Below are 12,924 nucleotides of genomic sequence, written 5' to 3' on the forward strand. Positions count from 1 at the left end.
AAGGCGGCGGTCGGCGTGGTACATTTTGTCATGGCGGCTGAGTCGGTTGGTTCTTGTATAGGAGCTTGAATTATAACCGATTTTCAGCCGCTTTTTGCATGTCTGGTGCAATATCCGGGCTAGGATAACTAATATCCATCAATTCACTTGCATTCTTTGGCTGATAAAGCCCGTAATAATGTCGCAGGGGCGAATTCCCCGCAGTCATGTCACTGTTATTCTCGTACTCATTCAACGTTCTTATGAATGGATGCCCTCCATCTCTTCTTAATGAAAAAGCACTGTAATTGAAGGTAACTATACGGCTCAATGGAACTTTGATGAGACATGTCTTTCCATTGGACCTATAAACTGCCTCAAGAGGATGGGAGCAGTCTGCCTGCGTAAGATCAAATAGTTCTTCATCCACCTTTCTCCTGACTTCAATGCCTACACTATATAAAGAATATTTTATCAGCTCTTTAGCGGGCTTAAACAGCATGATTCCTACCTCCCCCGGAGATAGGAATCATGCAAATAACAAATGGTTGCATGCATTCAAAATGGTGCTTCACATAACTTTCGCCTACTTCATCACCCGCTGAAAAAATCACCGCACTGAAAAAACTCATTGCATTTTTCATTGTTGATGCCATAACTCATCTTCACTATCACGACACAGCCACGCCTTCATACATTTCACGATGTTCTCACGTTAATCTGCCACAGTGAGGGTTTCGTTTTATGAAACAATATGTTTTTAACATAAAGTTACAAAAATAATCAACCCTGCAAGTTGCAAGTGCTGCTTGTTTTTTGTTGCAAATTTATGTCTACCAATTTCCTAATAAACCTCCTTTTTGAGAAGCACGCCAATGCTTAGTGAATGTACCGCGGCTTGCTGCATCTCCCTTATCGCCTCAGGGCACCAGTCAGCCTTTTGCTGCAAAGTGACGAATATCGTGACAAACTGATTCGACAATGAGATTAGATGGACTAATTCCATTGCCGTGTTGTTTTCTCCTGTTTTGGCTTCGACCGACCATGATCAAACGACTGCTAATCGTGGCCCATGCTCCCTCACCCAACACCCTCAAGCTACGCGAGGCCGCAGAACGCGGAGCGCGTCATCCCGATATCGAAGGCGTCGAGCCAATAGTGAAAGCCCCCCTGGAGGCGGTGCCGGACGACGTGCTGGGCTGTGATGCCATCCTGCTGGGGACTACCGAGAACCTGGGCTATATGAGCGGCGCCCTAAAGGACTTTTTCGACCGCAGCTACTATCCGGTGCTGGAAGAAAAACAGGGGCTGCCCTGCGCGCTTTACATACGCGCGGGCCGCGATGGCACAGGCACGCGCCGTGCGGTGGAAGGCATCGTCACCGGCCTGCGCTGGCGCTGGGTGCAGGAGCCGCTGATATTGCAAGGCGAGTGGCAGGACGGCTTCGCCGATGAGGTCGAGGCACTGGGCCTGACCATGGCTGCTGCGCTTGAGAGCGGCATGATCTGACAGCTTAAAGCAAATTCAATTCATTACTTTAGAGTTTCCTGCATGTCGCTCTCCATCAGCATCGTCGCCCCTGCTTCTTACACGGACCCAAGAACCATCGATGCCGCCTTGGTCGCGCTCAAGACGCTGGGCATCGAGGCCCGAATACCCACCGCGCTGCAATCACCCGAACGTTATCTGGCGGGCAACGTGACGCATCGCCTGGAGGGCCTTTACGCTGCCTACGCCGATCCCGATACTCAGGCGGTCTGGGCGGTGCGAGGCGGCTACGGCTGCGCTCAACTGATCGAACACATCGACTGGGCGCGATTGTCCTCCGCCAAACCCTTGATCGGCTATTCCGATATCAGCGTGCTGCTCGATCAATGCTATCGGCAGGGCTTGCCGGCGATACACGGCCCGGTAATGAAAGAAGCGGCCCTGATGCAACACGACTCGCAGGAGCAACGTCACGTCGCCCAACGCCAGATTCAAGAGCTGATGGGATTGCTTGAAGGTGAGACACCCGCTGCATTTACCTTGAAACGATATGAGTCTGGTGGTGCTTCTTCCCAAGAAAACAACCTCGAAGGACCAGTGGTGGGCGGCAACCTGATGACGTTGGCCTGCGTCGCCGGAACACCGGTGCAATTCAAGGCACCGCCCGGCGCTTTAGTAATTCTCGAGGATGTCGGCGAACCCTACTACCGCCTCGAACGCGCCCTGTGGCAGTTGGTTCATTCCGGCGCTTTCGATAAGGCCGGCGCGGTTTGTCTTGGCACCTTCGAGGGATGCTCTCCCTATGGGGACACGTCCCTCGAAACGATCTTCGCCGACGTGCTTCATCCTCTATCACTGCCGCTGTTCAGCGGCCTACCGATAGGCCATGGGTTGCATAACCGCCCCTGGCGATATGGAACGCAAGGGCGTATCGCCAATGGGCATCTTGAACTAAGGGGTTAGTTGATCAAACGCTCGTTGGACCCGCAAACTACCGCCATGGCGCAGCGTTAATATCTCGTTCGATCTTGGGCTGTGCCAATTTCTTACGCACTCTGCAGGAGAGAAACAATGAAAAAAACGCTGCTGGCAGCCGGAATCGCTGCCTTTGCGCTCGGAACGACCCCAGCCATGGCCAAGACCCTGGTGTATTGCTCCGAGGGTTCGCCGGAAGGCTTCGATCCCTCGCTCTATACCGCCGGCACCACTTTCGATGCCTCCAGCAAGCCGATCTACAATCGCTTGGTCGAATTCAAGCCTGGCACCACCGAGCTGCGCCCTGGCATCGCCGAAAGTTGGGAAGTATCGGAGGACGGCACGGAGATCACCTTCAATCTGCGCGACGACGTTCAGTTCCACAGCACCGACTACTTCACCCCCAGCCGACCGCTGAATGCCGATGACGTCATCTACTCCTTCGAGCGCCAGATGAACGAGGACAACGGCTATTATCAGCACAACAACGGCAGCTATGAATACTTCAACGCCATGTCGATGTCCGAGTTGATCAAGAACATCGTCAAGGTTGATGAGCACACGGTACGGTTCGAGCTCACTCGCCCCGAGGCACCTTTCCTGGCCAACCTGGCGATGGACTTCGCTTCGATCCAGTCCAAGGAGTACGGTGACAAGATGCTCGAGGCGGGCACGCCGGAGAGGGTCAATCAGCAGCCCATCGGCACCGGTCCCTTCCAGTTCGTCAACTATCGCGAAGACGCGGCGATTCGTTATGCCGCCAACCCGGACTATTTTCGCGGCCAGCAGCCCCTGGACGACCTGGTGTTCGCCATCACCTCGGACGCCCAGGTGCGCTACCAGAAGCTGCGCGCCGGCGAATGCCACGTCATGCCCTACCCCAATCCCTCGGATATCGAGGAGATGAAGCAGAACGAGAGTATTCAGGTGCTTCAGGAGCCCGGACTGAACGTCGCCTATTTTGCCTACAACACCCAGCAGGAACCCTTCAACGATCCCCAGGTGCGCAAGGCCCTGAACATGGCGGTCAACAAGGAAGCGATCATCAAGGGGGTGTTCCAAGGCGCGGGGCAGGTGGCCAAGAACCCCATCCCGCCCACCATGTGGGGCTATAACGAAGCCATCGAGGACGATCCCTACGATCCGGAAAAGGCCGAGCAGATGCTGAAAGACGCCGGGGTCGAGGACCTGGAGATGAACATCTGGGCGATGCCGGTGCAGCGCCCCTACATGCCCAACGCTCGCCGCACCGCCGAACTGATGCAGGCGGATCTGGCCAAGGTCGGCGTGGACGCCGAGATCGTCACCTACGAGTGGGGTGAATATCTCAAGCGCTCCTCGAATACCGATCGCGACGGCGCGGTCATCCTCGGCTGGACCGGCGATAACGGCGACCCGGACAACTTCCTCGCCGTACTGCTGGGCTGCGATGGGGTCGGCGGCGCCAACCGCGCCCAGTGGTGTTACGAGCCCTTCAACGAGCTGATCATGGAGGCCAAGACCCTGACCGATCAATCCGAGCGCGCGGAACTCTACAAGGAGGCCCAGGCCATCTTCAAGGAGCAGGCGCCCTGGAACACCCTGGCCCACTCCACGGTGTTCATGCCGCTGCGCCAAGAGGTCACCGGCTACACGATCGACCCTTTGGGCGGTCATAACTTCGAAGGCGTGGACCTCAAGTAACCCGACCAGCGTGCTGAAGGCCGGGCGGTCGTGACGACCGCCCGGCTTACCTATTCGTCGCTCGACCCGGCTTTTCGTCGTTCGACCTAATCGACATACGACCTCATGTTCAAATTTATTCTTGTCAAACTGGCACAGTTGATACCGACCTTCATCGGCGTCACCATCGTTGCCTTCGCCTTCATCCGCCTGCTGCCTGGCGACCCTATTCTGTTGATGGCCGGCGAGCGCGGCATCTCCGAGGAGCGCTACGCCCAGCTCGAGACGCAACTCGGCTTCGATCGCTCGCCGTTCATTCAGTATTTCGATTTTCTCGGCAATCTTCTTCAGGGCAACCTGGGCACCTCATTGGTCACCCACACCCCGGTAATGGACGAGTTCATGAACCGTTTCCCGGCTACCGTGGAACTCTCTCTGTTCGCCCTGCTGTTCGCCATTCTCATCGGCCTGCCCGCCGGAGTCATCGCCGCCACGCGACGGGGCACCACCATCGACCATACCGTCATGGGCATCAGCCTGACCGGCTACTCCATGCCGATCTTCTGGTGGGGGCTTTTGCTGATCATGTTCTTTTCCAGCACCTTGGGCTGGACACCGGTCTCGGGGCGCATCTCCTTTCTCTATTTCATCGACTCGGTCACCGGCTTCATGACCATCGACACCCTCCTGGCCGGCAACTGGGACGCCTTCCTCTCGGCGCTGCATCACCTGGTCTTGCCGGCCATCGTGCTGGGCACCATCCCCATGGCGGTGATCGCGCGACAGACCCGCTCGTCGATGCTCGAGGTACTCGGCGAGGACTATGTCCGTACCGCCCGGGCCAAGGGGCTCTCGAACTTCCGGGTGATCATGGTGCATACCCTGCGCAATGCCTTGATCACCGTGGTCACGGTCATCGGCCTGCAGGTCGGGCTGCTGCTGGCCGGGGCCATCCTCACCGAGACGATCTTCTCCTGGCCGGGCATCGGCAAGTGGATGATCGATGCCATCTCGCGGCGCGATTACCCCGCCGTTCAGGGCGGCCTGGTACTGATCGCCTTCATCGTCATGATCGTCAATCTGCTGGTGGATGTCGCCTACGGCGTCATCAACCCACGCATCCGCTACTAGGGAGCCTGGCATGAGCACTTCAACCACCGCTTCAGCCCCAGGCACGTTTCGCTACCAGCTTGCCGAATTCTGGGGCTACTTCAGCGCCAGTCGTGGCGCCCTGGTAGGCCTGATCTTCATCGTCACGATTCTCGTCGTCGCCCTGCTGGCGCCCTGGGTGGCGCCCCACGATCCAGCCCTGCAGAATCGCGAAGCCTTCCTGGTGCCGCCGGTCTGGCATGCGGAGGGTACCTGGAATTATATCCTCGGCACCGATGCCGTCGGCCGCGATATCCTGTCGCGATTGATCTTCGGCGCCCGCTATTCGCTGTTCATCAGCGCCATGGTGGTGGTGCTGTCGATGGCCGTGGGCATCTTCCTCGGCCTGCTGGCCGGCTATTTTCGTGGCTGGATCGAAACCTTGATTACCCGGGCCATGGACGTGGTGCTGGCCTTTCCCAGTCTGCTCCTGGCGCTGGGGCTGGTCGCCGTGCTGAGCCCGGGCCTGACCAGTGCGATGATCGCCATCGCCGTGGTGCAGCTGCCCTATTTCGTGCGCCTGACACGGGCCGCGGTGATGAGCGAAAAGGATCGTGAATACGTCACCGCCAGTCGTCTGGCCGGCGCCAGCCATACCCGGCTGATGTTCAACACCCTGCTGCCCAACTGCATGGCCCCCTTGATCGTGCAGGCCACGCTGTCGTTTTCCACCGCCATCCTGGACATCGCTGCGCTGGGCTTTCTGGGCATGGGCGTGCAGCCCCCGACCCCGGAATGGGGCGCCATGCTGGCCAACGCGCGGGAGTTCATGGGCAGCGCCTACTGGGCGGTGACCTTCCCCGGCCTGGTGATCCTGCTGACGGTGCTGATGATCAACCTGATGGGCGACGGCCTACGAGATGCCTTGGACCCCAAGATGAAGCAATCCTAAGAGCGACGAGAAACCCATGGCACTACTGGAAATCACAGGGCTGGACGTGAACTTTCGCACCACCAGCGGCCTGTTCCCGGCGGTCGAAAACGCCAATATCACCATCGACAAGGGCGAGGTGCTCGCGATCGTCGGCGAATCAGGATCGGGCAAGTCGGTCTCGATGCTGGCGACCATGGGTTTGCTGCCCTGGACGGCCCAGGTCACCGCCGAGAAGATGCTCTTCGACGGCCAGGAACTGCGCCAGCTGAGCTCCCGTCAGCGACGTCAGATCGTTGGCGGCGAGATGTCGATGATCTTTCAGGAACCGATGAGCAGCCTCAATCCCTGCTTCACCGTCGGCACCCAGATCGACGAAATGCTCAAGCAGCATCGCGGCGGTTCCCGCAAGGAGCGCAAGGAGCGTGCCCTGGACCTGCTGGCCCAGGTGGGCATTCCCGATCCACGCAAACGTATCGGCGCCTACCCGCATCAGCTATCCGGCGGCATGAGCCAGCGGGTAATGATCGCCATGGCGATCTCCTGCAACCCGCGCCTCTTGATCGCCGACGAGCCCACCACCGCTCTCGATGTGACCATCCAGGCCCAGATACTCGATCTGTTGTTGGAACTACAGCAAGAGCACGACATGGCGTTGATCCTGATCACCCACGACATGGGGGTGGTCGCGGAAACGGCGCAACAGGTGATCGTTCAATATGCCGGACGCCAGGTCGAACGTCAGGACGTGAAGGCGTTGTTCGCCCATCCCCGGCATCCCTACACCGAGGCGCTGCTCTCGGCCCTGCCGGAACGTGCCGGGGATCAGGACCGCCTACCGACGATTCCTGGCGTGGTGCCGGGTCAGCACAATCGCCCCAGCGGCTGCCTGTTCAACCCGCGCTGTCGCTACGCCACGGATCATTGCCGGGAGGTGGAGCCATGCCCCGCTGCTGACGATCCGGCGCAGACGCTGTGTCACTATCCCTTGTAAGGCATCCTTTGTAAAAATACCCTGTGCGAGAGCACCCGAAGGCCATCATGCAAAGCCAAGAAACCGACACCGACAAGAATACCGCAACGCGCGGCGACGCCCTGATCCATGCCGTCAACTTGACGCGTTATTACCACGTCAAGACCAGTCCCTTCGCTGCCCCGGCGGTGGTCAAGGCGCTCAACGAAGCCAGTTTCGATCTCTATCCCGGCCAGACCCTGGCCGTGGTCGGCGAGTCGGGCTGCGGCAAGTCGACCCTGGCCCGGGTGCTGACCATGATCGAGCCGCCCACCAGTGGACAATTGACTATCAATGGCCAGCGCGTGGAACTCAAGGAGGGCGAGCCACCGCCTCGGGAACTACGCCGCGAGGTGCAGATCATCTTCCAGAACCCCTATGGCTCGCTGAATCCGCGCAAGACCGTGGCGACCATGCTCGAAGAGCCGCTCAAGCTCAATCGACCCGAGGTAAGCGCCGAGCAGCGACGACAGAAGGCCCTGGAGATGATCGATCGGGTCGGCCTGCGCCCGGAACACGCCGACCGTTATCCTCACATGTTCTCCGGGGGTCAGCGCCAGCGTATCGCCATCGCTCGGGCGCTGATGCTCAATCCCAAGATCCTGGTGCTCGACGAGCCGGTGTCGGCGCTCGATCTGTCGATCCAGGCCCAGGTATTGAACCTGTTGAGCGATCTACAGGACGAGTTCGGTCTCGCCTACGTGTTCATTTCCCACGATCTCTCGGTGGTGCGGCGCATCGCCGACGATGTGATCGTCATGTACTTCGGACAGCCGGTGGAGACCGGACCCGCCTCTGAGGTGTTCACCAAGCCGCGCCATCCTTATACCCAGGCACTCTTCTCCGCAACACCGGTGGCCGATCCCAATCATCGCAAGGAGCGCGTCAAGCTCAAGGGCGAGCCACCCTCGCCGCTGGCCCCACCTCCGGGCTGCCCCTTCGCGCCGCGCTGTTTCATGGCCACCGAGGAATGCACTCAGGGCGACCCTCCTCTGGAGGCGATCAATCCTCGAGTCAAGGTCGCCTGCATTCATGTAGAGAAGGATGAAGCAATCTGATCAGGGCGCGATGGCGGTGATTTCGATCTCGATATCGCCGCTGGGTTTCGGCCAGGTCGTCACCTCGCCCTCTTCGCACCCCAGCAGTGCCCGACCAAGGGGTGAGGCCCAACTGATCACGGGCTCACTCTTATCATCATGGCGGTTCAGCGCCTCGTCCTCGCCGACGATTCGGTATTGGTAGGCTCTATCCTCATCATCGATGAAGCTGACCCGACAGCCGAAGATCGCTTTCTGCGGCGCTTCGTCTCGCGGCTCGACGACCTGGGCCGATTGCAAACGTGTCTGGCAGTAGCGAATGTCACGCTCCAGCATCGGGATGCGCGACTGGGCCTGCAAGTTGCCACCTTGCAAGGCATCCCGTTCGGCGATCAAATCGGCACGCCACTGCTGCAGAGCACGATGACCAGTCGGAGTCATATAATTGGGTAGTGAACTGACAGCGCGCTCCGGCAAGGTGTCCGGGGCGTCGCTATCTTCCTTGACGAAAGCGCGGCTCATGAAATGTTACCCCTGTCATGGTCCAAAAGATTTATCGCAATACCGATAAGTATGCTCGCATCGCTTTACTATAGTGGTATCTTAAACCCCGAATGCATTTTGCCGTAGGGCTCTTACACGACAGGTCGACAGGCCCACGACAAGCAACAATATCCAAGAAGCGCAAGCGTCAGATGAGGACAGCAGCATGCACGATATCCGCCTCAAGCGAATCTATAGTGAAGCCGATCCGGAAGATGGTGCGCGGGTGCTGGTGGATCGGCTATGGCCTCGAGGCAAGCGTCGCGACGCCCTGTCGCTGACCGATTGGTATCGCGATGCGTCACCCTCCAACATTCTGCGGCGTCAGTGGCAACAAGGTGAGATCAGCCATGCCGTGTTCATCCGTCGCTACCGCTGGGAGATGGCCGATGCCAAGGATTGTCTGGTGCCGTTGATGCGCTGGTGTCGCGAGGGTCGACTCACGCTTCTCAGTGGCGCCCGCAACCTCGATCAATCGCACCTTCCCATCCTGCGCGATGCCATTCTCGAGGCCTTGGGCCAAGAGGATATTGACGCCGACGGTCCAGGGCTCAGTTCGCCCCCCTGCTATGCCGAACAGTTCTCAGAGCAACCTAAGTAATCTATCTCAATAGGCTCCCAGAAATAGCGCCAGCCAAGCATTGCGCGCCGAATATGGCGCGCATAAAAACCGCCTCAAAAGAGGCGGTTGGCAAATCAAGATAACGGTATAATTTATATCAACCGCGGTGGTAACCCGGCCTCACGAATGGCGTCTTGCTGATCGTCATGGGCAACCGCTTGCCACGCACCTCGGCATAGACCCCTTTGCCGATATCGGCATCATCGACATTGACATACCCCAGTGCTACGGGCTTGCCGACACTGGGACCGAAGCCTCCCGAAGTGACCACGCCAATATGACGATCGTCATCGCTATAGAGCTCGGCCCCCTCACGCACCGGTGCGCGCCCTTCGCCCAGCAGGCCAACGCGCTTGCGCCGATGATCCTTGGCCTGGATCTGATGCAGGATCATATCCGCTCCGAGAAAGCCGGCTTCGCGCTCGCCGCCTCGACGCCGCGGTTTACCTACCGCCCAGATCAGCCCCGCCTCGACCGGTGTCGTGGATTGGTCGATATCGTGCCCATAGAGGCACAATCCCGCTTCCAGACGCAGGGAGTCCCGAGCACCAAGACCGATGGCCTCGACCTCGGGTTCCTGCAACAGCCGTCGCGCAATGGCGTCCGTCTGAGCAGCGGGGATCGAGATCTCGAAGCCATCCTCACCAGTATAGCCGCTGCGACTGATCCAGACCTCGGTGCCTCCCATGTCGAAGACACCATGTTGCATGAACACCAGTTCACAGGCATCGGGACACAGGCGCGTCATGACGTTCGACGCCTGGGGTCCTTGCAGCGCCAGTAACCCCCGCTCGAGTTCCTCAACCTGATGATCGCTGCCAAGTCCGGTTCGCAGGTGAGCGATGTCCTGAGCCTTACAGGCGGCATTGACCACCAGGAAGAGATGATCCCCGGCGTTGGCGACCATCAGATCGTCGATGATACCGCCCTCGTCATTGGTGAAAAGCGCATAACGCTGCATGCCGACCGGCAAGCCAACGATGTCGGCACACACCAGGGTTTCCAGTGCCTTCGCCGGCGCGGGCCCACTGACGCTGACCTGACCCATGTGCGAAACATCGAACAGGCCACAGGCGGCACGGGTATGCTCGTGCTCCTTCTTGACCCCCAGGGGATACTGAACCGGCATGCTGTAACCGGCAAATTCGACCATCTTGCCCCCCAGTTCGACATGCAGGTCGTATAACGGGGTCTTGTTGAGTTCGTCCATTGAGTCCCTCCACCAGTACGAATTATCGAATACGCCTGTTAGCGTTTCAGATCCTCACCCGGCAATATCGTCTCACCGGCAAAATAGCGCTTGGTCAAGCTGAAAACCACCGGCGACAGCAGCGCCAGGGCGATCAGATTGGGAATCGCCATCAAGGCGTTGAAGACACTGGCCATCAGCCAGACGAAATTGAGTGGTGCGATCGCCCCCAGCATGATCGCCAGAATGTAGACGACGCGGTAAACCTTGATCGAGCCCACCCCGAACAGAAATTCAAAGCATTTCTCGCCATAGAAGGCCCAACCCAGGATGGTCGTAAAGGCGAACACCGCCAGGGCAAAGGACACGATGTACTGACCAACTCCCGGCAAGGACTCATTGAAAGCCATCGTGGTCAGCGCAGCCCCGGTTTCTCCCCCGGTCCAATGGGTCGAGGTGAGAATGGCAAGCGCCGTGATCGAACACACCACGATGGTATCGATGAAGGTGCCCAGCATGGCGACCAACCCCTGACGCACCGGGTCCTTGGTCTGTGCCGCGGCATGGGCGATGGGCGCACTGCCAAGCCCCGCCTCGTTGGAGAACACACCTCGCGCCACCCCGAACTGAATGGCCTTGGCCACTGCTGCACCGGCGAAACCGCCTGCGGCGGAGATCGGCGTGAAGGCATGGGTAAAGATCATGCCGAAAGCGGCACCGATCTGTTCGGCGTTGATAATCAAGACCACAATGCCGGCGGTGATGTAGGCAATCGCCATGATGGGAACCAGCTTGCCCGCCACCTTGGCGATACGCCGAATCCCCCCCAGGATCACCGCGCCCGCCAGCACCATGATCACCAGCCCGGTTATCCAGTAGGGCAGTCCCAAGGACTGATTGAGCCCGTCGGCCACTGAATTGGACTGCACGGTGTTGCCGATGCCAAAGGAAGCCACCGCGCCGAAGAAGGCAAAGGCACCGCCCATCCAGGCCCACTTCTTGCCCAGACCATTGCGGATGTAATACATCGGACCACCGACGTGATCGCCGGCCTGATTGACTTCACGGTAACGCACCGCCAGCACTGCCTCGGAGAACTTGGTCGCCATCCCCACCAGCGCGGTAATCCACATCCAGAAGACGGCGCCCGGCCCCCCCAAGAAGATGGCAGTAGCCACGCCTGCGATATTACCGGTGCCGATGGTCGCCGACAGCGATGTCATCAGGGCATTGAAGGGCGACACCTCCCCTTCACCTTCTTCCCCCTTTTGGGTAACCCGCCCTTTCCATAGCAGGCTGAACCCCATGCCGAGCTTGCGAATCGGCAACAATTTCAAGCCCAGCTGAAGGTAGAGCCCGACCCCCAGCAACAGGACCAGCATCAACGGCCCCCATACCACGTTTTCGACCGCTGTAAAAATTCCTGTCAAGGTTTCCATAGAGTATTTCTCCAGACATATTCTTGTTATGCACCGTCCTCGAACAGCTACAAGCCGGAGGCGCTGCAGCAATGACGATGCTCGAACCCGCTTACCTTAGCGGATACCACTAGCCTTCCACCAGTTCGGTATAGGAAAATATACACTCCGATAAAAAAAGAGTGTCGCGAAATGCATGGCAGCCGATCAAGCATCTCGCGCCTTGTCTCGCGAATGACCAAACATGAAACATGTTTCCAATAAGAAACATGCTATCGCTGCAGCCTCCCTGGCCAACGCAGTGGCGTTGTGTGGTTTCAAGTGATGCCGGAGTCGATAGCGCCCCCGGTTGAGCGCGCTGCAGACACGGGATACCTTCACTAGTCATGTCCCGGCTGGACGAATGACATGAACTCGGCCACTCTTACTTCGGGGGTCAGGGTCCGTGCGACAAACTGAGCACAGCAAATGTAGGATTGTAAGCAGGCAGGGGCTCGTCAATCCGGTGTAATAACGGTACGATTCCCCAGTATAGAAAACCTTTTCTTATAGGAAAAAATATGAGTTCCATTCCCGCGAACCTGCGCTACACAGAAAGCCACGAATGGGTCCAGGACAATGGCGACGGCACCGTCACCATCGGCATTACCGATCATGCCCAGCAGGCACTGGGCGATGTGGTGTTCGTCGAACTTCCGGAAGTGGGCCGCGCACTCGACCACGGTGATGAATTTGGCGTCATCGAATCGGTCAAGGCCGCGTCGGATCTTTATGCGCCGCTAGCCGGCGAAGTGGTCGAGATCAATGAGAGTCTCGAGGACGCACCGGAAACCATCAACGAAGCGCCTTACGAAGGCGGCTGGATCGTCAAGCTCAAGCTCACCGATGGTGATGCACTGGATGATCTACTTGACGCCGATGCCTACACGCGGCACGCCGAGGCTGAAGAAGACTGATCTACCCGACGGGGCGACCCAGC

The 12,924-nt window shown here is 58.6% G+C and carries 13 protein-coding genes; 9 read left to right on the forward strand and 4 right to left on the reverse strand.

What is annotated here, in order from left to right; all coding sequences use genetic code 11:
* Nucleotides 1-70: 70 nt before the first annotated feature.
* A complete protein-coding gene (locus tag ACPF7Z_RS17900) occupies nucleotides 71-481 on the reverse strand; it encodes a hypothetical protein (protein WP_425194602.1) in 411 nt (136 codons plus the stop codon).
* A 542-nt stretch (nucleotides 482-1,023) separates the two neighbouring features.
* Here ACPF7Z_RS17900 and ACPF7Z_RS17905 point away from each other — a divergent pair.
* The 7 genes from ACPF7Z_RS17905 (at nucleotide 1,024) to ACPF7Z_RS17935 (ending at nucleotide 8,194) form a co-directional block, all read left to right on the forward strand.
* A complete protein-coding gene (locus ACPF7Z_RS17905; protein WP_425194603.1) occupies nucleotides 1,024-1,488 on the forward strand; it encodes a flavodoxin family protein in 465 nt (154 codons plus the stop codon).
* A gap of 42 nt (nucleotides 1,489-1,530) precedes the next feature.
* On the forward strand, nucleotides 1,531-2,430 hold the full coding sequence (locus ACPF7Z_RS17910) for a S66 peptidase family protein (RefSeq protein ID WP_425194604.1): 900 nt from the start codon (nucleotides 1,531-1,533) through the stop codon (nucleotides 2,428-2,430).
* A 108-nt stretch (nucleotides 2,431-2,538) separates the two neighbouring features.
* A complete protein-coding gene (locus ACPF7Z_RS17915; protein WP_425194605.1) occupies nucleotides 2,539-4,125 on the forward strand; it encodes an ABC transporter substrate-binding protein in 1,587 nt (528 codons plus the stop codon).
* Nucleotides 4,126-4,230: 105 nt separating this feature from the next.
* The gene (locus ACPF7Z_RS17920) at nucleotides 4,231-5,235 is read left to right on the forward strand and encodes an ABC transporter permease subunit (protein ID WP_425194606.1); all 1,005 of its coding nucleotides are present in this window, start codon (nucleotides 4,231-4,233) and stop codon (nucleotides 5,233-5,235) included.
* A 10-nt stretch (nucleotides 5,236-5,245) separates the two neighbouring features.
* Nucleotides 5,246-6,145, forward strand: coding sequence for an ABC transporter permease subunit (locus ACPF7Z_RS17925; RefSeq protein WP_425194607.1), 900 nt, complete (start codon nucleotides 5,246-5,248; stop codon nucleotides 6,143-6,145).
* A 16-nt stretch (nucleotides 6,146-6,161) separates the two neighbouring features.
* Complete coding sequence (locus tag ACPF7Z_RS17930) at nucleotides 6,162-7,118, forward strand: ABC transporter ATP-binding protein (protein WP_425194608.1); 957 nt, start codon at nucleotides 6,162-6,164, stop codon at nucleotides 7,116-7,118.
* A 47-nt stretch (nucleotides 7,119-7,165) separates the two neighbouring features.
* Entirely contained in the window at nucleotides 7,166-8,194 is a 1,029-nt protein-coding gene (locus ACPF7Z_RS17935) for a dipeptide ABC transporter ATP-binding protein (RefSeq protein WP_425194609.1), read from the forward strand.
* Here ACPF7Z_RS17935 and ACPF7Z_RS17940 read toward each other — a convergent pair whose 3' ends face one another.
* On the reverse strand, nucleotides 8,195-8,695 hold the full coding sequence (locus ACPF7Z_RS17940; RefSeq protein ID WP_425194610.1) for a GreA/GreB family elongation factor: 501 nt from the start codon (nucleotides 8,693-8,695) through the stop codon (nucleotides 8,195-8,197).
* 187 nt (nucleotides 8,696-8,882) lie between these two features.
* Between ACPF7Z_RS17940 and ACPF7Z_RS17945 the strand changes: the two genes are divergently transcribed.
* A complete protein-coding gene (locus ACPF7Z_RS17945; protein ID WP_425194611.1) occupies nucleotides 8,883-9,317 on the forward strand; it encodes a DUF488 domain-containing protein in 435 nt (144 codons plus the stop codon).
* A 118-nt stretch (nucleotides 9,318-9,435) separates the two neighbouring features.
* Here ACPF7Z_RS17945 and gcvT read toward each other — a convergent pair whose 3' ends face one another.
* Complete coding sequence (gene gcvT / locus ACPF7Z_RS17950; protein ID WP_425194612.1) at nucleotides 9,436-10,548, reverse strand: glycine cleavage system aminomethyltransferase GcvT; 1,113 nt, start codon at nucleotides 10,546-10,548, stop codon at nucleotides 9,436-9,438.
* 38 nt (nucleotides 10,549-10,586) lie between these two features.
* Entirely contained in the window at nucleotides 10,587-11,966 is a 1,380-nt protein-coding gene (locus tag ACPF7Z_RS17955; RefSeq protein WP_425194613.1) for an alanine/glycine:cation symporter family protein, read from the reverse strand.
* A 539-nt stretch (nucleotides 11,967-12,505) separates the two neighbouring features.
* Between ACPF7Z_RS17955 and gcvH the strand changes: the two genes are divergently transcribed.
* Nucleotides 12,506-12,901, forward strand: coding sequence for a glycine cleavage system protein GcvH (gene gcvH, locus ACPF7Z_RS17960; protein ID WP_425194614.1), 396 nt, complete (start codon nucleotides 12,506-12,508; stop codon nucleotides 12,899-12,901).
* Nucleotides 12,902-12,924: the final 23 nt, after the last annotated feature.

The organism is Halomonas sp. GXIMD04776, assembly GCF_049808615.1.
In the GTDB taxonomy this organism is placed as follows: Bacteria; Pseudomonadota; Gammaproteobacteria; order Pseudomonadales; family Halomonadaceae; genus Modicisalibacter.